This window comes from Rhizobium etli CFN 42 (assembly GCF_000092045.1).
GTDB lineage: Bacteria > Pseudomonadota > Alphaproteobacteria > Rhizobiales > Rhizobiaceae > Rhizobium > Rhizobium etli.
The window spans coordinates 1,240,880-1,262,583 of record NC_007761.1 but is presented as its reverse complement, the minus strand read 5'-3'; the positions used below and the strand labels follow the sequence as shown (position 1 = coordinate 1,262,583).

The following is a 21,704-nucleotide window of genomic DNA, read 5'->3' as shown; positions in this document are numbered from 1 at the left end:
GCTAGCGCCTGCTCGGGAACCACCTCTTTGTCAGCGGGGATTTCCCGCATCCGGAATGAACCTGAAACTCAATGGGAGGACCCTATGAAAGCCATTTCCAAACTCGCTCTCGCCTGCGCCATATCCCTTGCCACAATCTCCACCGGCAGCGCATTCGCCGCAGACAAATTCGTCGTCGGCTACGCCAACATGGCGGACACGGATGTCTTCGTCATGGCGCGCAAGAATGCCTTCATCGAAGCGTCGAAATCCGATCCGGCAGTCGAAGTGAACTTCTCAGACGCCAACAATGACGTCAGCAAGCAACTCGATCAGATCGACAACTTCATAGCGCAGAAGGTCAACGCAATCGTCGTCGTGCCCGTCGACTATCAGGGCATCGTACCGGGCGTCGAGAAGGCGAACCAGGCCGGCATTCCCGTCATCGCTCTCGGCATCCAATCGGCAGGCGGCAAATACACGTTCGTCGGCTCGAAGAACATCGATGCCGGCCGTCTTCAGGGCGAATACATGAAAGAACACCTGCCGAAGGGCGCCAAGATCCTCTACCTCGAAGGGACGCCGGGGCTTTCGCACACGCAGGAGCGCAAGAAGGGCTTCGAGGATGCGCTCGGCCGTTCCGACGTGACCACCCTCGCCAGCCTCTCGGCAAACTACGACCGCGCTGAAGGCATGAAGGTCACGGAGGACTGGATCCAGAGCTTTCCCAAATTCGATGCAATCGTCGCAGCCAACGACCAGATGGCGCTGGGGGCGCTCGAAGCACTTCAGGGTGCCGACCGTCTCAAGGGCGTGATGATTTCGGGTGTCGATGGTACGGCCGATGCTCTGAACGCGATCAAGGCCGGCACCATGTCGCAGACCATCTTCCAGGACGCCGCAGGCCAAGCGAAGGCCGCCTTCGAGGTCGTGGAAGGCTTGAAAAAAGGCGAGGATGCGCCGGCCGAAAAGCTGGTGCCGTTTGCTTCGATCACCAAGGACAACGTCGGTCAATACGCAAAGAAGTAAGCCCTCTAAGGGGTGCGTGCCGGGATGGGGCTCTCGGCACGCATTTCGCACGAGACGCAATGCTTGCCGCAACTCTGGTTCTCTAACGACAGGAAATATCGAAATGACAGTAAGGATCGCCGTCATCGGGGCAGGACTGATGGGAGCCGATCATGCGAGAATCGTCGCGGAAGATCTGCCAGGAGCGAGCCTCCAAGTCGTTTGCGACATGGATGCGGACCGCGCCCGCAAGGTAGCGGACGCCTACAGCGCTCACGAGGTCGACTCTGACCCCGACCGGGTGGCCTCTCGTCCGGACGTGGACGCAGTGATTATCGCAAGCCCCGATTTTACGCACGCGCCCCTGTCGCTGTCCTGCATAAGAGCAGGCAAACAGGCTCTCTGCGAAAAGCCGCTGTCGCAATCCTCCAACGAATGCCTGGAGATCATGCAGGCGGAAGAAGCCGCGGGATCGAAGTTCATCATGCTCGGCTTCATGCGCCGCTTCGATCAATCCTATGTGGAAATGAAGCAGGCTCTGGAGCGCGGTGCGATTGGCCGGGCCCTGATGATGCACAACTTTCATCGTAATGTCGCGACTCCCGCGTCGGACTTCACCGGGGCGATGGCAATCACCAATTCCGCCCCGCACGAGTTCGATGTCGTCCGACACGTCCTTGATACCGAATACGTATCGGTCTCCGCCTTCCAGCCGAAGCGGTCCGATGCGCTGGTCGCGCCAGTCTATATGGTGCTCGAAACCGCGGATGATCAGCTCGTCAATATCGAGATCAACAATAACGCGGCCTACGGATACGACGTCCGAGCAGAACTGGTGGGCGAGAAGGCGACCATCGCCATGAACGCCGTAAACTACACCCGCGTCGACCGGGAGCTCGGCCAGAGCACAAGCTACGAAGCGGATTGGCGCGGCCGCTACGCTGAAGCCTATCGCCGCCAGAACCGCGCTTTCGTTCGGTTCGTCGAGACCGGAGTGTTCCCGCACATCGCGTCGAGCAGTTGGGACGGATACTGCGCCGCAAGGGTCGCCGAAGCCGGCGTCAGAGCTTTGAACGACGGCCGCAAGATTCCCGTCGAAATGATTGCCAAACCGGAGTTTTACGCATGAAGCTTGGATTCGTATCAGACAGCCTTGGCGGCCTGCCCTTCGAGGCGATGCTGGATCACGCTCAAAGGCTGGGCGTCTCCGGCGTCGAGGTCAACACCTGCGGCTGGTCGACCGCGCCGCATTTCCATCTGCCGACGATCCTGCGGGACAAGAGCGCGCAGAAATCGTTCCTCGGAGCCTTCGCCGACCGCGAGCTGGAGGTGATAAGCCTTAACGCCAACGGAAATCCCCTACATCCGACCGATCTTGCCCAAGGGCAGGGTCTTGAGGATACGATCCGGGCGGCGGGCGAGCTCGGCATCAAGACCGTCTGCGCGATGTCGGGACTTCCGGCCGGGAGTGCCGCTGACACCATGCCGAACTGGGTGGTCTCCTCATGGCCGCCGGAGACGCAGGCGATCCTTCGCTACCAGTGGGAGGAAAAGCTCCTCCCCTATTGGACCAGGATCGTGGCCCTCGCCAGAAATCACGGCGTGGAGCGCATCGCGCTGGAACTGCATGGCAACCAGTGCGTCTACAATGTCCCCTCGCTGCTGAAGCTGCGCGAGGCCGTAGGCCCAGTCGTCGGAGCGAACCTCGATCCATCACATCTCTTCTGGATGGGCGCCGATCCTCTTGCGGCCGCAGAAGCGCTCGGCGACGCTCTATACCATGTTCACGCCAAAGATACTTTCCTCAACGCTCCAAGGCAGGCCGTCACCAGCCTTTTGGAGAACGGCAGCCTGATGGACATTCCGGCGCGCAGCTGGTCCTACATCACTCTGGGATTTGGCCATGGCGAAGAATGGTGGCGGCAGTTCTGCTACAGGCTGAAGATGGCCGGTTACGACGGCTGGCTCTCGATCGAGCATGAGGACGTGCTTCTGAACAGCCTGGAAGGGCTGGAGAAATCCGTCACCCTTCTGCAGGGCGTGATGCCGGTCGCGGCGAACGATTTCAAGCCGCAGGCGATCTAGTGGACGAAACCGCGGCCAATTTCCCCTCGCGCATCTCGGTGAGGCGCTGCTTCTGCGCAGACTTCGACTGAGATTGCGTGAAGGCACCTCTTTTGAAAGTGCTTGCAATGGTACCGGATCAAAACTCTCCTCCTCTCTCAACACTGCAAGAACTGAAGCGCCTGATCGCCAGCCGGCGGTTGGTATTTCCCGTCGGTCTCGAACGCGTCGCAAGGGAGATTCTGGAAACACCTGACATAACGGCATTTGAAAGTGCTGCCGCGGTCGCGCGCAGGTGCCGCGTTTCTCCAACAACGGTCCATCGGCTTGTGCGGCACATTGGGTTCCAGACATTCGGCGAGTTTCGCGCGATGATAAGAGAACATCTCCGTAGCACTGCCGCAAATCATCGCTGAAGATGAACCGACTTCCGCCGCTGCATCGGTCTGAAGCGGCAGGAGTTTGAGGCTCACGCGCTTTTCCAACCCTGCCAGAGACTGAGCGCGGAGACTGCGACCAGAAGCAGTCCGGCGCAGCGGCCGACAAAGGCCGTGGCATCGGGATTTCCGACGAGAAGATCACGGCTGCGGCCGGCGGTCATTGCCAGCGTGCCGTAAATGGCGAACTGGGTGGCGATCGTCATGGCCCCCATGATCAGGCCCTGCTTCCAGACGGGGCCAAATTCCGGCCTCAGGAACTGCGGATAGACGGCGAACATGAAGATATAGGCCTTGGGATTGATCAGACAGGTGACGGCGCCCTGGCGGAAGGCGCGCCAGCCGGAGCGCGCCGTTGCCGGCCCGACCGCCTCGACGGTGATCGAACTGCGCATCAGCGAAATGCCGATCCAGATCATATAGGCGACGCCGGCAAAGAGCAGCACATTGAAGAGCTGCGGCAGCATGGTGACGAGCACACCGACGCCGGCCGCGCCATAGGCCGAATGCACGGCGCCCCCCGCCATGATGCCGCCAGTTGCCGCCAGTCCCCGCCGGATACCGCCGCTCAGCGCATTGGCGAGCACGAAGAGCATGTCCATGCCGGGCACGATGATGATGCCGAAGAGAAGGGTGAAGAAGAGCCAGAGGTTTTCGTGGTAATTCATGTCAGTTGACGCCTTGTCGTTCGAGGGGCCTTTTGGAGACCCTAAGAGATTTCAATCCGATAGGCGCTCTATACGCAAACCCAACTGACAGTGTATTGTCAGGAGCGTGAGGGTGGGAGAGGCAAAATGCGCAAGGCTTCGCGGCTTTTCGAGATCATTCAAATCCTGCGGCTCGCCAGAAAACCGATGACGGCGGCTGTTATGGCCGAGACGCTCGAGGTAACGGTGCGCTCGATCTATCGCGATATCGCCGCGCTTCAGGCGATGCGGGTGCCGATCGAAGGCGAGCGCGGCATCGGCTACATCATGCGGCCCGGCTTCGACCTGCCGCCCCTGATGTTCTCGATCGAGGAGATGGAGGCGATCGTTCTGTCGCTGGCGCTGCTCGAACGCACGGCGGACCAGGAGCTGAAGCAGGCCGCCCGCCGGGTCAACCAGAAGATATCAGGCGCCGTGCCGGCGCCGTTGCGCCAGGCGATGAACAACAAGGCGCTTTATGCCTGGGGCTCGACCGCGCAGCCGGCCGGTTTCGACCTTGCGGTCGTGCGCCGGGCGATCCGCGACGAACGCAAACTGATGCTCGCCTACCGCGACGAGCTCGGCCGCGCCACCGAGCGAACGATCCAGCCGATCGCGCTGATCTATTATTCGCAGACCGCCAATGTCGTCGCCTGGTGCGAGCTGCGCCGGGCGATCCGCAATTTCCGCAGCGACCGGGTGGAGCATTGCGCGGCAGCCGAAGCCTTCTTCAAGGGGGACGGCGACCGGCTGCGGGAGTTGTGGACGAGTGGGTGGGCGGAAAAGGCTGTGGCAGGGTGATATTTGGGGCCTGGGATCGCCGCCAGCCCCTTGCCGCCAACGCTTGGGACTCAAGCCCGAAAATAGCGCGCGCAGTCTGACCTAATAAACCAGCGTCCGACTCTCTTCGCGCCCGAAGCCGCGGATTTCGAGACGATCGGGGTAGACTTCGACGATGGCGAAGGCGTTTTCGCTTTCGGTGTCGACCACGCCCTTGAAATTGACGAAATGGCAGGCGCCGGCCTTGCCGTAATTGCCCACGTGGTCATGGCCGTTGAGATAGGCGACGACGTTGTCGTGCGAGGCGAGCAGCGCGACGATGCGCTCGCTGTCCCACATGCCGTGCTCACTCGGCAGATGCACGGGATAGTGATTCATGACGATCACCTTCTCGCCAGCCGCGGCCGCCTCTGCGATTTGATCGCCAAGCCAGGCGAACTGCGCGTCGCTCAGCGCGGCATTCCACCGATGCGCATTCCTGGCGCCCTTCGCCTCCAGCTCGGCCAGCATTTGCGCGGCAAGGGCGCGGTGCGGATGGCCCTCGGGCAGCGCGAAGGTGCTGATCTCGTTGCCGTCGAGCACGATGAAGCGCCAGCCGTGGCGGGAGAAGCTGTAATAGGGCGACGGCATTCCGAGACGTGTGGCGACTTCGGAGAGGTGCCCCGCGGAGACGGAGAAATCATGGTTGCCGAGCAGGAAGAGCGCCTCGTGCCTCAGCTTCTCATAGAGCGGCAGGATATCGTCGAAGCTTTTGAAGCTGCGGTCGATGACATCGCCGAGAGTCATGACGAAGCTCAAATCCCAACTGTTGAAGATCACGATCGCCTCGGCGACCTTGGTGAGGCTGTTGGCGTAGTGGCGGTCCATGGCCGCATGCGGGGGGATGGCCGCATATTGCGGATCGGCAATGATGCCGAAGCGGAACAGGGGAAGAGCGGACATGGACATGAGGCGTGGTTAGGATCGGTCGGTAACAGGGATATGACGACGGGATGTGAAAACAAACACCCGGCGTTCGGGGGAACGCCGGGCGCAAACTCAAACAGGCTGAGAGACCGCCGCCGATGGCGGCAGCCTCGAACCGCTTACTTCGTGGCTTCTTCGTAGCGTTCCAGGACGTAGTCCCAGTTGATCAGGCTATCGATGAAGGCCTCGAGATATTTCGGGCGGGCGTTGCGATAGTCGATGTAATAGGAGTGCTCCCAGACGTCGACGCCGAGGATCGGAGTGGCGCCGTGGACGAGCGGGTTTTCGCCGTTAGGGGTCTTGGAGATTTCGAGCTTGCCGTTCTTGACGGAAACCCAGGCCCAGCCGGAGCCGAACTGGGTGGCGCCGGCATTGGCGAAATCGGCCTTGAACTTGTCGTAGCCGCCGAGATCGGAGGCGAAAGCCGCTTCGAGCTTGCCCGGCAGCTTGTTGCCGCCGCCGCCCTTCTTCATCCACTTCCAGAAATGGATGTGGTTGTAGTGCTGGGCGGCGTTGTTGAAGAGGCCGGCATTGGTGCCGAACGACTTCTTCACGACCTCTTCGAGCGAGAGATCGGCAAGGCCGGCTTCGGCGGCGAGCTTGTTGCCGTTGTCGACATAGGCCTTGTGGTGCTTGTCGTGGTGAAACTCCAGCGTTTCCTTCGACATGAAGGGAGCAAGTGCTTCGTAATCATAAGGAAGTTCAGGCAATTCGAAAGCCATGTCAGATCTCCTCTTGGCAATAGATTGCGTCATCGGCAGGTGAGGCGGAACATAGGAGGGGAAAGGGGGAGAGGCAACCAGCGAAATATCAAAAAAACGACCGGACGGAGGAAAATTTGCCTCAGCTTCAGGGCGGGATTCGGACTTACAAAATCGCCTGCATGCCGCCCCGGAAACCGCCTCACCGGCGACCGACACCAATGGAGATCCGATATGAACAGGAATATAATCCCGCATCTCGCCATGGCCGCACTTCCCTTTCTTATCACTGCGGCGCAGGCTTCTTCGGACGAGGCCTGGAAACAGCTGGCTGCCGACGTCGACGCCAAGTGCAGGAAGGCGGCGGTCGCGATCGAGAAGCCGAAGGCCGCCGTCGATCCCTTCGGCACCTCGCATTACGGGCTGGCCCTGGTGACGGGAAAGCCGAAGGGGGCCAAGGGGCTCATCGTCCAGATCTGCGTCTATGACAAGCAGGAGAAATCGGTCGAGATCGGCAGCGCGATGGATGCTGAGAAGCTCGGGTTCACGCCAACGAAATAGCTGGCCACTGGGGCGGTTTGTGACTTCAGTCACATTCCGAGCGGAACCCAACTCCACGCTCAGGAGTTGAAGTCCTGGGTTTTTAGAGCGCCGCGGCTCTGTGAGAGGCGCCAAGGCGCTCTATGTTTGCGATAAACGTATGATCTTTTCGAAAATCGACTCCGATTCTCAGGTTCATGCGCAGGGAGGGTGTAGGCATGTCGGAGCTTGGCAACAGGGCGAAAGATCAGAAGAAAATCTATCAGCGCTGGGCACCGGTCTATGATCGCGTCTATCGCGGCATCCTGCGCGACGGCCACCGCAAGCTTGCCGGGCTTGCCGCCGCGGCGGGCACCGATATTCTTGAAATCGGCACCGGCACCGGTCTGACGCTCGCCCACTATCCCAGCCGCTGCCGGGTGACCGGCATCGACATTTCCGAACATATGATCGCACGGGCGCGCGAAAAGGTGCGGCGCGAAAACCTTCGACATGTGCGGGCGCTCGAGGTGATGGATGCGCATGTCCTGCGCTTTGCCGACAAGTCTTTCGACGTGGTCTGCCTGCCCTTCGTCATCACGCTCATTCCCGAGCCCGAGCGGGCGCTGGACGAATGCGCCCGGGTGCTGCGGCCCGGCGGCGAGATCATCCTGGCCAGCAAGCTCGGCGACGGCGCCGGTCTGCAGGGCGCGATCGAGGCGGCGGTGGCGCCGCTGGTGCGCCACATCGGCTGGTCGTCCGCCTTCCGCATCCACCGCATCGTCGCCTGGGCCGAGCGCCGCGGCGATTTTTCAACGGCCGAAATTCTGCCGGTCTTTCCGAATGGTTTTTTCAAGATCGTCCGGCTGAAGCAGCGCGGTTTTTCGGCGTGAGGTCACAAGTGTCTCACGCATCGCGGATTCTGATGCTACCGTTCGTCTGAGGGACTGCATGACATCGGATATCTTCTTCTTCATCGCCGTCGGCTTCTGCGCGCAGATCGTCGACGGCGCGCTCGGCATGGCCTTCGGAGTGCTGTCGACGACGAGCCTGCTGGCCTTCGGAGTGCCGGCGGCCAATGCCAGCGCGATGACGCATGTGACGGAAATGTTCACGACGGCGGCATCTGGCATTTCGCATGCCTATCATCGCAATGTCGACTGGCGGCTGGTGGCGCGGTTGGCGCCTGCCGGCATGATCGGCGGGGCGATCGGCGCCTATCTGCTGGCCAATATCGACGGCAAGGTGGTCGAGCCCTTCGTGTCGGCCTATCTGATCGCGATCGGTCTGCTGATCCTGTTCAAGGCCTTTCGGCCGCGGCCAACGCGCGAGGTACGCGACTGGATCGTGCCGCCCGTCGGCTTTTTCGGCGGCCTGCTCGATGCCATCGGCGGCGGCGGATGGGGGCCTGTCGTGACCAGCACGCTGGTCGGGCGCGGCCATGATCTGAAACGGGTGATCGGCTCGACCAATTTCACCGAATTTGCGGTAACGCTGACGATTTCGCTGACCTTCATCCTGACGCTCGGCTGGTCGGAGCTCAATTCGGCGATCGGCCTGATCATCGGCGGCGTCATCGCCGCCCCTTTCGGCGCCATGCTCGTCAAGCGGCTGCCGGTACGGGCGCTGATGGTGGCAGTCTCGATGGTCATCATCACGACGTCGGCGCTGCGGATCTTCTAACTACAGAGTTCGTCCGAAATAGACCTCCACCGAAGCAATTCTGTCGCCCCGGAAACGAAGGCTCTCCATATTGCCGAAGCTGCCGCCGTCGAGTTTTTCGGCGCGGTAGCGGACAGCAGCTTCATCGCCGTCGACCGCCAGGAATTCGATATCAATAGCGCGGAAGAACGGCTCCTTCGGCCAGCAGCGCTCGAAATAGGTCGCGCGGTCGATATGATCGTCGCGCGGGCTGGAGAAGGTAAAGTCTTCCGTCAGCATGGCACCGACAATATCCTTGCGGTCTTCGAGATAGGCGGCGTAGAGATCACGGACGGTCTGCTGCTTCGTGCGCATATCGTTCATGGCAATATCCTCCGATTAACCGATTGCATCACGCAATCAGTACATCTAGCACATTTACGTCAAATGATCCAGTTTCGGCGCAATTGCGCCCCGTGATCGACGCCGAGGCAGGAATGACCGATACGCAATTGGACGCGACGAGCGTTAAGGCAGGCTCGATCCATTGGAAGCGCAATCTCGCCGTCTCGCTGATCGGCTCCTTCACCACCATCGTGGCGATGACGCTGCTGTTGCCTTTCCTGCCGCTTTATGTCGAGGAGCTCGGTGTGGCCGACCATGCGGCGATCGTGCAATGGTCGGGCATCGCCTATGGCGCCACCTTCCTGGCCGCCGCGCTCGTCGCGCCACTCTGGGGGCGGCTCGGCGATATTTACGGCCGCAAGCTGATGCTGATGCGCGCCAGCCTCGGCATGACGGTGGCAATTTCGCTGATGGGCATGGCCGGCAATGTCTGGCAGCTGGTGGCGCTGCGCCTTTTCGTTGGGCTCGCCGGTGGCTACTCCTCCGGTTCAATGGTGCTGGTGGCGACGCAGACCCCGAAGGAGCGCTCGGCCTGGGCGCTCGGCGTGCTTTCATCCGGCATCATGGCCGGCAATCTTGTCGGGCCGCTGATCGGCGGGGTGCTGCCGCCTGTTATCGGCATCCGCGGCACGTTTCTCGCTGCCGGGGCGATGATCTTCCTCGCCTTTCTCGCCACCGCCCTGCTGATCAAGGAGGAGAAGTCGCCTTCCCGCAAACAGGCGGCCAAGGCAAGCGGCGGCTGGAAATCCATTGCCGATAAAGGCCCTGTCGTCGCCATGCTGGCGACGGGCATGCTGTTGATGTTCGCCAATATGTCGATCGAACCGATCATCACCGTCTATGTCGCGCAGATCGTGCCGGTCGCAACACAGGTGACGATGATCTCGGGTCTCGTCATGTCGGCCGCCGCGCTCGGCAGCATTCTTTCCGCCTCCTGGCTCGGCAGGCTTGCCGACAGGATCGGCCACTGGCCGGTCATATCGGGCGCGCTTGCCGTCGCCGGGCTGCTGCTGATTCCGCAGGCCTTCGTCACCAGTTCCTGGCAGCTGATCGTCCTGCGCTTCATGATGGGGGCCGCCCTCGGCGGGCTCCTGCCCTGTATTACCGCCGTCATCCGCCACAGCGTGCCGGACAGCGCGGCCGGCGGCATTCTCGGCCTGTCCGTCTCCTCGCAATATATCGGCCAGGTGGCCGGTCCCATCCTTGGCGGCTTCGTCGGCGGCCATATCGGCATGCGGGCGGTTTTCCTCGGCACCGCGGTGCTGCTTCTCGCCGGCGCCGCTTATGTCTGGTTGGTGCGGCCCAGGATCAGCGAGGCCGGATCGGGATCAGCTTCGCGCGGTGCCGCAGATCAGATCGACGCCTGAGCGGGCGATCGCCTCCAGCGTGTCGCGGCTGTCGCCGGCGCGGGCGCGCACGGCGAGCGAATGCATGACGGCGGAAGCGAACTTTGCCAGCATCTGCGGATCGGCGCTCTCGGGAAGCTCGCCGCGTTCGACGGCAAGGCGCATGCGCTTTTCGATCTCGCCGTCAAAATCGCTGAGGCTGCGGCCGAGCACCTCGCGCACCCGTTCACGCTCGACCGCCTCAGCCGTCGCCGTGCCGATCAGCAGACAGCCGCGGGCGGCCGTTTCACCGTGAAGATAGATCGCCAGCGCGCTTTCATAGACCCGGGCGAGATTGTCGCGCAGCGGCAGCGATGGGTCGAGCGCTTGGGCAAGCGCATCCATGCCGTCCTGGCGATAAGCCTCCAAAGTATCAAGATAGAGATCCTCTTTGTCGCCGAAGGCGCCGTAAAGGCTCGGGCGGTTGAGGTTGGTCGCAGCACTCAGATTATCGAGCGAGGCGGCGGCAAAGCCCCGGTCCCAGAAGACGTCCCGCGCCTTGCCGAGCGCTGCCTTGGCGTCGAAAGCCCTCGGTCGGCCGCGCTTCTTCTCATCCTTCATATTTTGTACCGTCTCGCATTAAATTCTTGACGAAGGCTATTTTATGCGAAACAGTACAGATGTTCAATGATACCGAACAGGCGGCGTCAACCGCCTGCATGAGAGAGGAAATTGCCATGAAACTCTATATGACCGCCGCGGCCTGCTCGCTTTCGCCGCATATCGTCTGCCGGGAGCTGGGGCTCGATATCGAGCTTGTCGAGGTCGACCGGGAAACCCAGCGGACGAGCGACGGCAAGGACTATCTCGCCATCAACGGCAACGGCTATGTGCCGGCGCTGATGCTCGACGACGGCAAGGTGCTGACCGAGGGACCGGCGATCGCACAGTTCCTCGCCGACAGCGTGCCGCAAGGCGCGGCGATGCTGCCCGAGGTCGGCAACCTCAGACGCAACGAGGTGCAATCCTATCTGAATTTCATATCCGCCGAACTGCACAAGCCGATGGTACTGCTGTTCAACCCGGCTTATGCCAGCGTGCATGAGCAGATCCGCGCCCAGGTCGCAAAGCGGCTTTCCTGGCTGAGCGGCCGTTTTGCCGGACCCTATCTGACCGGCGAGGCCTTTACTGTGGCGGACGCCTATCTCTTCGTCTGCCTGAACTGGTCCCCCTGGACGCAGATCAATCTCAAGCAATGGCCGGCGCTGCACGGTTTCATGGCCCGTGTGGCCGCCCGCCCGAAAGTGCGCGAAGCACTGCGGGCCGAAGATCTCCGGGCCTTCGACGTCGATGGCGTCTATTTCGCGCCGAATGCCTATCTCGCCTCGTCGAATTGGACGGGTTCGCCGGTGCAGCCCTGAGCGCGCCCGTCAGAGCACGTTGACGGCCACCGGCAGCGCGCGCTTGTGGGCGGTGGCGCGATAGGCGGCAAGGATGCGGCGACGCGCGATCTCGCCGACCGGCTTGCCTTCGAGGAAATCGTCGATCTCGTCGTAGCTGACACCATAGGCCTCCTCGTCGGGGCGCAGCGGCCGCTGGTCTTCGAGATCGGCGGTCGGGACCTTGAAGATCAGCTCATCCGGCGCACCGAGCCGCTTTGCCAGCAGGCGGACGCGGCGTTTGTTGAGGCCGGCGAGCGGCAGAATGTCGGCGGCGCCATCACCGAATTTGGTGAAGAAACCCATGACGGCCTCGGCCGCATGATCAGTGCCGATGACGAGGCCGCCGAGCGCGCCGGCCAAAGCGAATTGGGCGATCATGCGCTGGCGGGCCTTGATGTTGCCGAGAATGAAATCCTGCCGGCCGGCATCGGCAAAGGCAAGACCGCCATCTTGAGCGGCGGCCAGCATCGCATCCGCCGCCGCCTTGATGTTGACCACCATCGAGCGGTCGGGACCGATCGTTGCAAGCGCCCTCTCCGCATCGGCCTCGTCCGCCTGGACGCCATAGGGAAGGCGTACGGCGACGAATTCGGCCGCATGGCCGCCGCCACGAAGCTCCCGCACGGCCTTCTGAGCCAGCAAAGCCGCCGTCAGCGAATCGACACCGCCGCTGATGCCGAGGACATAGCCGCGCATGCCCGAGCCGACGAGATAATTCTTGAGGAAAGCGGTTCGCCGTTCGATCTCTCGCTCGGGGTCGATATCGGCGGCGACACCCAGTTCGCGGATGATCTCGGCTTGTTCGTCGAACAGCACGGTCATAAGCTCCTCCTCCCGGCTTACGGAATTCCGGCGCCACTATGGCGAAAAGATGGGGGAAGACGAAGCCGTTTCGGGCAGACCTGCCATGCGTTTTATGCAAGGGAGGGTGAGGTTGGTATCTCGTCGGGTGTCGCACCCCCCTCTGCCCTGCCGGGCATCTCCCCCACAAGATGGGGAGATCAGCAAGAAGCTATGCCTCGCCCTCAATTTGCGAATCGTGTGACGGGCAGTTGTTTGGGGAAACCGTCGCGCCCAGCCGATCTCCCCCTTGTGGGGGAGATGCCCGGCAGGGCACAGGGGGGTGGGCTTACACCTACCGCACGATCGTAAACAGCTCCACTGGCTCGGCAAAACCTTTCAGCCCCTGTGCCCCGACCGACATCACATCCCCCGCCCCGGCTTTCTCGCGGAACGGCTCAGACATCAGCAAGGCCTCGCCCAATTCACTGCAGGCGGTCTGGATGCGGCTGACCAGGTTGACGTCGCGGCCGATCAGGGTGAAGTCGAGACGCCGGCCTGAACCGACATTGCCGTAGCTGACCTCGCCGTAGTGCAGGGCGATGCCGGCCTTCACGCCGATGCCTTCGTACTGGAAATGGTCGATCTCATCGAGGATGGCGCGGGCCGATGCCAGGGCAGCGCCGCAGGCGTGGGCCGCAGCGTAGCCGGGAAAGAAGGCAAGCACGGCGTCGCCCATGAATTTCAGCACTTCGCCCCCTTCCCGGGTAATCGCCGGGACGACCCGGTCGAAATAGGCGTTGAGAAGCCCAAGCACGGTGCCGCCGGCGAGTTTATTCGACAGCTCGGTAAAGCCGCGCAGATCGCAGAGCAGCAGGGCGGCCTCCATCGATTCGATTTCGCCCTGGCGGATGCGGCCGGCCAGAATCCGGCTTGCGGTCAGCGGGCCGACATAGGTGTCGAGCAGACTGAGTTCGACCTGGCGAAGAATGCGCAGCTCGCTGGTGTTGCGCAGCGCCGGCAGAATGCGCTCGATCGCCTGACGTTCGGAGGCTGTGAAGCCGACCGGGCGCCTCGTGCCGAAGACGGCGGCGCCGACCGGCCCATCGATTTTGCAGAGCGGTGCGATGACAAGCTGCATCAGGCCACGATCGGCGAAGACGTCGATATGCTGCCAGCGGCCATGCACGCTTTCGCCAGGCCCGACGACCAGCGGTTCCCGGGTTTCCATGACCTTGCGCAGCGGCGTGTTTGATATAGCGACCCGTGCGCCATGTTCGCGATCGTGGATCTCGACCGGCTCGCCCGGCGCCCAGGCGATGGTGCGGCCAACGAGCTCGGGATGCAGCGTCATCAGATGCAGGGTCAGCCGGTCGACCGGCAGGCCGAGCGCCTGAAGCCTCCGGCCGAGGCCGGAGACGAGGCCCGCTTCGTCGAGCGCATGGCATTCGTCGCCGGACAGCCATTCGATGATCGAGAGCAACGCGCCGGTGCTGACGGCGTTGCCGGGGGCCTGCGGCCGAAACCGGTCGACTTCGGGGGCATGGATCGCTGAGGTCATGGCGTTCTCCTCCTTCTAGTGGGCGCCGCCGCCGGAGAGTTGACCGGGTTTTCTAAGAAGCAGACTTGCGAGCAGGGCGACGACGAGGGCGACGCCCAGCAGGAAAAACGTGTCGCTGAAGGCCATGATATTGGCCTGCTTGCGAATTTTGAGCGCGATGGCAACGACAGCCTTGTGGCTGGCGAGCGCCTGGTCGCTGACGCCGTGGTTCATGAAATAGGCCGTCAGCCTGGCGATGCGATCGCGGGTCGCTTCCTCGAAGACGGAGACCGAGTTGGTCAGGATGTTCGAGTGGAACTGCTCGCGCTTCGACAGGAAGGTCTGCAGCGAGGCAATGCCGACGGCGCCGCCGAGATTGCGCATCATGTTAAAGAGGGACGAGGCCGAACCGGCATTCTCCTGCTCGATGCCTGACGTGGCGATCGCCGAAAGCGGTGTGAAGACGAGTGCTTGGCCGACGGCGCGCACGATATTCGGCCAGAACAGCTGGTCGCTCGCATAATCGCCGGTCATATGCACATTCATGAAATTCGAGGCGGCAAAGAGGGCGAAGCCAATGGCGATCAGCAGGCGGACGTCAAACCGTTTCATCAGGCGCGGCACCAGCGGGATGAGCAGCAGCTGCGGAATGCCGGTCCATGCGAGGACCATGCCGATCTGCTCGGAATTATAGCCCTGGATGCGGGTGAGATAGATCGGCAGCACGAAGACCGAACCATAAAGCGCAATGCCGAGCAGGAAATTGGCGACGATGCCGGAGCCGAAGTTGCGGCGCAGCAGCAGCCGGAGGTTCAACAGCGGCTGGGCCGTCTTCAGCTCGATGATCAGGAACAGCGTCAGCGAGACGGCTGATATAACCGACAGGCGGAGGATGAAATCGGAGCTGAACCAGTCCTCCTTGTTGCCCTCTTCCAGTACGGTCTGCAGGGCTGCCAGGCCGATCGCCATGGTGACGATACCCGGCCAGTCTCCCCTGGCGAGCAGCTTCAGGTTCATCGGCGCCCGGTCGAGCGAAGCCCAAAGCAGGCCGACCATCAGCGCGCCCGGCACCAGGTTGACGTAGAAGATGTATTCCCAGCCCCAGTTCTCGGTGAGGTAACCGCCGATGGTCGGGCCGATGGCCGGAGCGAAGGTGGCCGAAAGGGCAAAGAGCGCCAGGCCGATCGGCTGCTTGGCCTTGGGCAGCAAGGTGATGATGATGGTGAAGGCCATCGGGATCAGCACGCCGCCGGAAAAGCCCTGGATGGCGCGTAGGATGATCATCTGCTGCAGATTGGCCGCGAAGGCGCAGGCGACCGAGAAGATCAGGAAGAGGATGGCGTTGACGAGCAGGTAGTTGCGAAGCGAGAAGACCCGCGTCAGCCAGCCACTCAGGGGAATGACGACGATCTCGGCGATCAGATAGGAGGTCGAGATCCAGCCGCCGTCATCCGTGCCGGCGCCGATGGCGCCCTGGATATCGGCAAGCGAGGCATTGACGATCTGGATATTGAGCACCGCCATGAAGGCGCCGAGCGTGGAGCCGACGACGGCCATCCACATGCGCAGTGGGCTGATGGCGGCGGGTTGGGTGGGCGCCGCGATGGCGGGATGCACAGCTGAATTGCTGTTTGCGGCAATCTGAAGAGTGGCCATGGCTGATCTCTTTCCGGCTCTCGCGGAAAGCCTTCTCATGACGAGGTACGGGCGATCATTCGGGAATGATCGGGAACAATTCGACAAAAACAGGCAGGATCATCCGGCGTGACCGGATGTTCCCTCACCTGCCGCTGCCTCGGTCTGGGCAGCCTTGGTGTCGATTTCGGGCTCGACCGACATGCCGGAGCGTAACAGGCCGCTCAAAGCCTCATCGTCGATGACGATCTTGACCGGGATACGCTGGACGATCTTGGTGAAATTGCCGGTGGCATTGTCCGGCGGCAGCAGCGAAAATTCGAGGCCGCTGGCCGGCGATACACTGTCGACATGGCCTCTGATCGCCGTGTCGGGAAAGCTGTCGACCTTGATCTCGACCGGCTGGCCGGGGCGGACATGGGTCAGCTGGGTTTCCTTGAAATTGGCGACGACATAAACGGCATGCAGCGGCACGACTGCCATCAGCTGCGTGCCCGAGGTGACGTACTGGCCGACGCGGATAGAACGGGCGCCGACCGTGCCGTCGACGGCGGCGACGATATTCGTATAGGAAAGATTGAGCTCGGCCTGGTGGGCGGCCGCTGCCGCCCGCTCGCGCTGGGCAATCGCCTGTTCGCGCTGGCTTTGGAAAACCGGCACCTTGTTCTCGGCCGCGACGAGTGCTGCCCGATCGCGTTCGACGGCGGTGGCGGCCTGATCGCGAGCCGATTTGCTCTGTTCGGCGCGAGACTGTGTGCCGGCGCCGTTGGTGATGAGGCGAGCAGAGCGGGCCGCATCGGACACGGCAAAGTCAAGCGAGGCCTGCGAAGCGTCGACCGTAGCTTTCGCCTGTTCGATGACCGACTGCTGCAAGGCAATCTGGGCGTCGATGTTGGTGATGGCGGCCTCCGCTGCCTTGACGTCGGCTCTCGCCTGCGAAAGCGCTGCCTGGAAATCGCGGTCGTCGATGCGGGCGAGAACCTGGCCTGATTTGACCTGGTCATTGTCGTTGACCAGAACCTGTTTGATATAGCCGGCAACTTTTGGCGCGACAGCGGTGTAGTCGGCCTTCACATAGGCGTCGTCGGTGGATTCGATGAAACGGCCAACCGTCCAGTAGCGATAGCCGAAATCGCCCGCGAACGCGGCGCCGGCAAGCAGTGCTGCGGCGATGACCGCACGTTTGAGCATCCTGCCGCCGGTCTTTTCCTTGGTTTTCGCGGCCGAAACCTCGGAAACAGGGGCTTCGGCAATAGGAGCTTCGGCAACGGGCGCCGCTTCGAAAACTTCCTTGCGGGGTAGCTCGACCATCGTACTTTTCCTTCGTCTGTCGCCCCGCTTAGGCGAGGCCTGTTCGATGCGAAGGAAAATGCGCTCTGCCATTCACTTTGATAATCTGCTTAAATCGGGAAGGATCATCAACTCTGAGCGGATAATCCGAGGGCAATATGGATCGGCTGACAAGCCTTGAAGTTTTTGGCCGCGTGGTGGAATGCGGCGGTTTTTCCGCCGCCGCGCGCCGGCTGAACATGTCCGTCACCATGGTCGGCAATCATGTGCAATCGCTGGAGGAGCGGCTCGGCGTGCGGCTGCTCAACCGCACGACGCGCAAGGTCAGCCTCACCGAAACCGGCAAGTATTATTATGAACGCTCTTCGCAAATCCTCGCCGAACTCGATGAGGCGGATCGGACGGCGAGCGCACTGAGCACGACGCCGCGCGGCACGCTGAAGGTCTATACCAGCGGCGCCATCGTGCGTTTCCTGCTGCCCGTTTTCAGTGAGTATATGGAACTCTATCCATCGATCTCAGTCGATTTCAGCGTCGGCGAGCGGATGGTTGATATGATCGAGGATGGCTACGACCTTGTCATCCGCACCCTGCCGCCGGATTCGTCGCTCATCGCCCGCAAGCTGACGCCTTGGCGCCATATGCTCGTCTGCTCGCCCGCCTATGTCGACAGCCATCCTATCCCGAAAAAGCCGTCCGAGATCGCCGATCACAATTGCCTGCAATATGCCTATTACCCTTATGGCGATGAATGGCGCTTCGAGGATGGCGATGGCCGGCAGGAGAGCGTCAAAGTCAGCGGCAATGTCGTCTCGAACAATGCCGAGATGCTGCGCTTCCTGACGCTGAACGGACGCGGCCTCTTCCTGGCGCCAAGCTTCGTCGTGTTCGACGACATCGCCGAAGGACGGCTGATAAGGATCATGCCGGATTACAAACCGGTGGAATTCACCATCAACGCGGTCTACTCCAACCGCAGCCATCTGCCGACCAAGGTAAGGCTGTTCATCGATCTCTTGGCGGAGAGATTTGCGGAACATCGGAAGTGGATGACGTAAGGGGTGTGGGATGGCACCCCCCTCTGCCCTGCCGGGCATCTCCCCCACAAGGAGGGAGATTGGCTGGGCGCGATGGCCTCCCCAAACAACTGGCCGTCACATGAATCGTGAACTTAGGGCGAGGTATCGCTTCTTGCCGATCTCCCCCCTTGTGGGGGAGATGCCCGGCAGGGCAGAGGGAGGTATCCCCGATCTCAATTCTGCCGGCGGAACCGCCCCGGCCCTGCGCTTGCGGTCCGGGCGTTCGTCATTGCAATCGATTCACTGGATCGATTGCTCCCGCTGCGCTGGACCATTCCTCACTCTTCACTCTCGCTTCTTCCGTGGGCCCAGTCCATGTAGAGCTCCAGCGCCTTGCGGGTGACGGGGCCTTGCTGGAGGCTGCGGTCATCGAGGCGAGTGACGCCGACCACTTTGGAATAGTTGCCTGTCGTGAAGATTTCGTCGGCGGCGAGGAAATCCTCGACCGAGAGGGTTGCTTCGACGACGTCGAAACCGGCCTTGCGGAGCAGGCCGATGACGCGGGCGCGGGTGATGCCGGCGAGGAAGGTGCGGTTGGCGGCCGGCGTCATCACCACGCCGTCGCGCACCAGGAAGACGTTCGACGAGGCGGTCTCGACGACGTTGCCGTTGAGATCGCGCACCAGCGCATTATCGAAGCCGCGGTTGCGCGCCTCGGCGATCATGCGGCCGCTGTTGGGATAGAGCGAGCCGGTCTTCGCCTCGGTCATCGCCGTTTCCGGCGACGGGCGGCGATAGGGCGAGACGGTGAGGCTGGTGCCGCCATGGCCGCCCATCGGCGCCTCGAACAGGCAGAGCGCGAAGCGGGTCGATTCCGCATCGACGGAGACAATGCTGCCGGGCGAACCATGTTCGCCCCAATACATCGGCTTGATGTAGATCGCCGTCGCACCGTCGAATTTTCCAACACCTTCCCAGGCGAGTGCGGCAATCTCCTCGGCTGACTTCACCGGCTTCAGCCCCATGGCGAGCGCCGAGCGGTTGATGCGCTGGCAATGCAGGTCGAGGTCGGGCGCGATGCCGTCGAACCAGCGGGCGCCGTCGAAGACCGTGGAGCCGAGCCACATGGCATGCGAGGTCGGCCCGATCAGCGGCGGATTGCCGGGAAGCCATTCCCCGTCGACGTGAGTCCAGGTGGTGGAACGCGGTGATGTATCGACGGCCATTGCTGCTCTCCCTTCAGAATCCGGGAAAGCAAAAACCTCGCTTGCAAGCCGGGTCAAGAACAAATCCCGGCCGGAAATACGGAAGCAAGAAAAATGCCGGGGGACGGCGTCCGGCCGCAACATTCGTGCGCGACACCTGCGGCGTGAGCGATGGGTGCATCAGCAAAAATGATCGAATCTTTGTTGGAATGGCGGGCTGGCGCATGCGATCATCAGGAGAAATCGCCGGACAGCAGCAAGGGAGAACGCCGATGAAAGCCATGTATTATGAAGCCTTCGAGCAGGCGCCGGAAATCCGCACGCTGCCCGATCCGACACCTGCCGAGGACGGCGTCGTCATCGCAGTCGGCGCCAGCGGGCTCTGCCGCAGCGACTGGCACGGCTGGATGGGACACGATCCCGATATCAGCCTGCCGCATGTGCCGGGACACGAGCTTGCCGGGCGGGTCGTCGCCACCGGCCGCGGCGTGATGCGCTTCAAGGTCGGCGACCGGGTAACCGTGCCCTTCGTTTCCGGCTGCGGCCATTGCAGCGAATGTCATTCCGGCAACCAGCAGGTCTGCCCGAACCAGTTTCAGCCGGGCTTCACCCATTGGGGCTCCTTCGCCGAATATGTGGCGATCGATTATGCCGACACCAATCTGGTGCACCTGCCCGATACGATCGAGGATGCGACGGCGGCAAGCCTCGGCTGCCGCTTCGCCACCTCGTTTCGCGCCGTCGCCGACCATGCGCGCACCGGTCCCGGCGAATGGATCGCCGTGCATGGCTGTGGCGGCGTCGGCCTGTCGGCGATCATGATCGCCACCGCGCTAGGCGCCAATGCAATCGGCATCGACATATCGGAGGAGAAACTCGCCTTCGCGCGCGAATGCGGGGCGGTGGCGACGGTCAATGCATCCGGTGTCGCCGACGTGGCCGAGGCGGTGCGCGAGATCACCAAGGGCGGCGCGCATGTCTCGATCGACGCGCTCGGCCATCCCGTCACCTGCTTCAACTCGATCAAGAACCTGCGCCGCCGCGGCCGGCATGTGCAAGTGGGGCTGATGCTCGCCGAGCACGCGACACCGCAAATCCCGATGGCCCAGGTGATCAGCAACGAGCTGGAGATCTACGGCAGCCACGGCATGCAGGCCTGGCGTTACGACGCCATGCTGTCGATGCTGTCGGCCGGCAAGATCGCGCCGCAGAAGCTGATCGGACGGCGGATCAGCCTGGAGGAAGCCGTGCCGGCGTTAATGGCGCTCGACAAGGCCGAGGGCACGGGGATCAGCGTGATTACGCGGTTTTCGTGAGGGAACGGGGCCCTGCCGGCCGGTGGCGGCCGGAAGGGTCGCCTTGGTCTATGCGCCGCTTCCGTGTCGGCGGCATTACAGGATCCGGGTCATTTCCACGCAGCCGGCGCGGCGTTGCCGGGCCCTTGCGGAAGCGGCCGGGCACACCGATATCAGCCGCGACGCCCTCATAAGGCGTATGTTGTCGCGTCGGCGATCTGCCCCCACAACGGGGCGGTTGCCAAAGGCCACGCAAAGGTCTAACGGCTGCGCCCGCTCGAAAAAGCCTGTAAGAAGAAGAAAGAGACATGATGTCCAACTCATTTGTGACAAAGCCTGCGGGCGAAGAGGCGAAGCGCTTTTTCGTCCTCGGCGACCGCATCGAACGACAGGTCCGTATCCGCGGAACCTGGCTCAACATTTTCGACGTCACCGTACCACCCGGCAGCCGGACGCCGAGACATGCGCATGCAAGCCCGGAAGTATTCCGCATTCTCGAGGGTCGTTTGACGATCTGGCGGCTGACCGACAGCGGCCCCGAAGAGATCGAGGCCGGGGCTGGCGACATCGTCACGATCCCGCCCTTCATGGTGCATGGCTATGCCAACCGGGGAACCCGTCCGGCGGTGTTTTCGGCGATCGTCGATCGCGACATGGCCGAATTCATCGAAGCGGAAGGCACGAGCGAGCCGCTGAAAGCCCCCTCGCCCGAGACCATCGCCCGGATGACGGCCGCCGCCAATGCTTATGGGATCACCATTCTGGCGGCCTGACGGTTCGAGCGCGCGATGCCGGTACGTTCGAGCGTCTTCGGCATCACGCAGACACGCGAATTGCCCTGAAACTCCCAGCCAGAAGGCCTGTTCGCCACCGTTTTCGAAACTGTCACATCAAGACGCTATAGGGAATTCGCCCGGCGCCTCTTGCGCGGGGCCCTTTTCACCGCCAAAATTGCGCCATGCCCGATAGCGACCCATTCAGTACAAG

Annotated in this window: 23 protein-coding genes; 13 read left to right on the top strand and 10 right to left on the bottom strand. The window is 62.3% G+C overall.

Annotated elements, in window-relative coordinates; translation table 11 throughout:
• Positions 1-84 precede the first annotated feature (84 nt).
• The 4 genes from RHE_RS06200 (at position 85) to RHE_RS31500 (ending at position 3,467) form a co-directional block, all read left to right on the top strand.
• Entirely contained in the window at positions 85-1,008 is a 924-nt protein-coding gene (locus RHE_RS06200) for a sugar ABC transporter substrate-binding protein (RefSeq protein WP_011424549.1), read from the top strand.
• 103 nt (positions 1,009-1,111) lie between these two features.
• A complete protein-coding gene (locus RHE_RS06195; protein WP_042118125.1) occupies positions 1,112-2,116 on the top strand; it encodes a Gfo/Idh/MocA family oxidoreductase in 1,005 nt (334 codons plus the stop codon).
• On the top strand, positions 2,113-3,072 hold the full coding sequence (locus tag RHE_RS06190; protein ID WP_011424547.1) for a sugar phosphate isomerase/epimerase family protein: 960 nt from the start codon (positions 2,113-2,115) through the stop codon (positions 3,070-3,072). Before RHE_RS06195 ends, RHE_RS06190 begins: the two co-directional genes overlap by 4 nt.
• Positions 3,073-3,179: 107 nt before the next feature.
• Entirely contained in the window at positions 3,180-3,467 is a 288-nt protein-coding gene (locus tag RHE_RS31500) for a MurR/RpiR family transcriptional regulator (RefSeq protein WP_011424546.1), read from the top strand.
• A gap of 53 nt (positions 3,468-3,520) precedes the next feature.
• On the opposite strand, the gene RHE_RS06180 is transcribed toward RHE_RS31500, so the two are convergent.
• Entirely contained in the window at positions 3,521-4,156 is a 636-nt protein-coding gene (locus tag RHE_RS06180) for a LysE family translocator (RefSeq protein WP_011424545.1), read from the bottom strand.
• A 126-nt stretch (positions 4,157-4,282) separates the two neighbouring features.
• On the opposite strand from RHE_RS06180, the gene RHE_RS06175 reads away from it, so the two are divergent.
• On the top strand, positions 4,283-4,975 hold the full coding sequence (locus tag RHE_RS06175; protein ID WP_011424544.1) for a helix-turn-helix transcriptional regulator: 693 nt from the start codon (positions 4,283-4,285) through the stop codon (positions 4,973-4,975).
• 81 nt (positions 4,976-5,056) lie between these two features.
• On the opposite strand, the gene RHE_RS06170 is transcribed toward RHE_RS06175, so the two are convergent.
• Positions 5,057-5,902 (bottom strand): metallophosphoesterase, encoded by an 846-nt coding sequence (locus tag RHE_RS06170; RefSeq protein ID WP_011424543.1) that lies wholly within the window; start codon positions 5,900-5,902, stop codon positions 5,057-5,059.
• A gap of 137 nt (positions 5,903-6,039) precedes the next feature.
• Positions 6,040-6,642 carry a superoxide dismutase gene (locus tag RHE_RS06165; RefSeq protein ID WP_011424542.1) on the bottom strand — a complete coding sequence of 201 codons (603 nt, stop codon included), beginning with the start codon at positions 6,640-6,642 and terminating at the stop codon, positions 6,040-6,042.
• 213 nt (positions 6,643-6,855) lie between these two features.
• Between RHE_RS06165 and RHE_RS06160 the strand changes: the two genes are divergently transcribed.
• From RHE_RS06160 to RHE_RS06150, 3 genes are all read left to right on the top strand, one after another.
• Positions 6,856-7,182, top strand: coding sequence for a hypothetical protein (locus tag RHE_RS06160; RefSeq protein WP_011424541.1), 327 nt, complete (start codon positions 6,856-6,858; stop codon positions 7,180-7,182).
• 197 nt (positions 7,183-7,379) lie between these two features.
• Positions 7,380-8,033: a class I SAM-dependent methyltransferase gene (locus tag RHE_RS06155; protein ID WP_011424540.1), complete on the top strand. Its 654-nt coding sequence runs from the start codon at positions 7,380-7,382 to the stop codon at positions 8,031-8,033.
• A 58-nt stretch (positions 8,034-8,091) separates the two neighbouring features.
• Positions 8,092-8,823, top strand: a complete 732-nt coding sequence (locus RHE_RS06150; protein ID WP_020920748.1) for a sulfite exporter TauE/SafE family protein — start codon at positions 8,092-8,094, stop codon at positions 8,821-8,823.
• On the opposite strand, the gene RHE_RS06145 is transcribed toward RHE_RS06150, so the two are convergent.
• Positions 8,824-9,165: a nuclear transport factor 2 family protein gene (locus RHE_RS06145; protein WP_011424538.1), complete on the bottom strand. Its 342-nt coding sequence runs from the start codon at positions 9,163-9,165 to the stop codon at positions 8,824-8,826.
• 113 nt (positions 9,166-9,278) lie between these two features.
• On the opposite strand from RHE_RS06145, the gene RHE_RS06140 reads away from it, so the two are divergent.
• Complete coding sequence (locus RHE_RS06140) at positions 9,279-10,553, top strand: multidrug efflux MFS transporter (protein WP_042118121.1); 1,275 nt, start codon at positions 9,279-9,281, stop codon at positions 10,551-10,553.
• Here the strand turns inward: RHE_RS06140 and RHE_RS06135 are convergent.
• On the bottom strand, positions 10,515-11,132 hold the full coding sequence (locus RHE_RS06135) for a TetR/AcrR family transcriptional regulator (protein ID WP_011424536.1): 618 nt from the start codon (positions 11,130-11,132) through the stop codon (positions 10,515-10,517). The genes RHE_RS06140 and RHE_RS06135 overlap by 39 nt on opposite strands.
• 116 nt (positions 11,133-11,248) lie before the next feature.
• On the opposite strand from RHE_RS06135, the gene gstA reads away from it, so the two are divergent.
• A complete protein-coding gene (gene gstA, locus RHE_RS06130) occupies positions 11,249-11,932 on the top strand; it encodes a glutathione transferase GstA (protein ID WP_042119205.1) in 684 nt (227 codons plus the stop codon).
• Between the two features lie 9 nt (positions 11,933-11,941).
• On the opposite strand, the gene nadE is transcribed toward gstA, so the two are convergent.
• From nadE to RHE_RS06110, 4 genes are all read right to left on the bottom strand, one after another.
• Entirely contained in the window at positions 11,942-12,775 is an 834-nt protein-coding gene (gene nadE, locus RHE_RS06125) for an ammonia-dependent NAD(+) synthetase (RefSeq protein WP_011424534.1), read from the bottom strand.
• Between the two features lie 313 nt (positions 12,776-13,088).
• Complete coding sequence (locus tag RHE_RS06120) at positions 13,089-14,294, bottom strand: adenylate/guanylate cyclase domain-containing protein (protein WP_011424533.1); 1,206 nt, start codon at positions 14,292-14,294, stop codon at positions 13,089-13,091.
• Between the two features lie 15 nt (positions 14,295-14,309).
• Entirely contained in the window at positions 14,310-15,929 is a 1,620-nt protein-coding gene (locus tag RHE_RS06115; RefSeq protein WP_011424532.1) for an MDR family MFS transporter, read from the bottom strand.
• Positions 15,930-16,028: 99 nt separating this feature from the next.
• Entirely contained in the window at positions 16,029-17,219 is a 1,191-nt protein-coding gene (locus RHE_RS06110; protein WP_011424531.1) for an HlyD family secretion protein, read from the bottom strand.
• Positions 17,220-17,356: 137 nt separating this feature from the next.
• Between RHE_RS06110 and RHE_RS06105 the strand changes: the two genes are divergently transcribed.
• Complete coding sequence (locus RHE_RS06105) at positions 17,357-18,256, top strand: LysR family transcriptional regulator (RefSeq protein ID WP_011424530.1); 900 nt, start codon at positions 17,357-17,359, stop codon at positions 18,254-18,256.
• 299 nt (positions 18,257-18,555) lie between these two features.
• Here RHE_RS06105 and RHE_RS06100 read toward each other — a convergent pair whose 3' ends face one another.
• The gene (locus RHE_RS06100; RefSeq protein WP_011424529.1) at positions 18,556-19,443 is read right to left on the bottom strand and encodes a branched-chain amino acid aminotransferase; all 888 of its coding nucleotides are present in this window, start codon (positions 19,441-19,443) and stop codon (positions 18,556-18,558) included.
• A gap of 251 nt (positions 19,444-19,694) precedes the next feature.
• Here RHE_RS06100 and RHE_RS06095 point away from each other — a divergent pair, with 251 nt between their 5' ends.
• Both RHE_RS06095 and RHE_RS06090 read left to right on the top strand, forming a co-directional pair.
• Entirely contained in the window at positions 19,695-20,738 is a 1,044-nt protein-coding gene (locus RHE_RS06095; RefSeq protein ID WP_011424528.1) for a zinc-dependent alcohol dehydrogenase family protein, read from the top strand.
• A gap of 287 nt (positions 20,739-21,025) precedes the next feature.
• Positions 21,026-21,490 (top strand): cupin domain-containing protein, encoded by a 465-nt coding sequence (locus RHE_RS06090; RefSeq protein WP_011424527.1) that lies wholly within the window; start codon positions 21,026-21,028, stop codon positions 21,488-21,490.
• Positions 21,491-21,704: the final 214 nt, after the last annotated feature.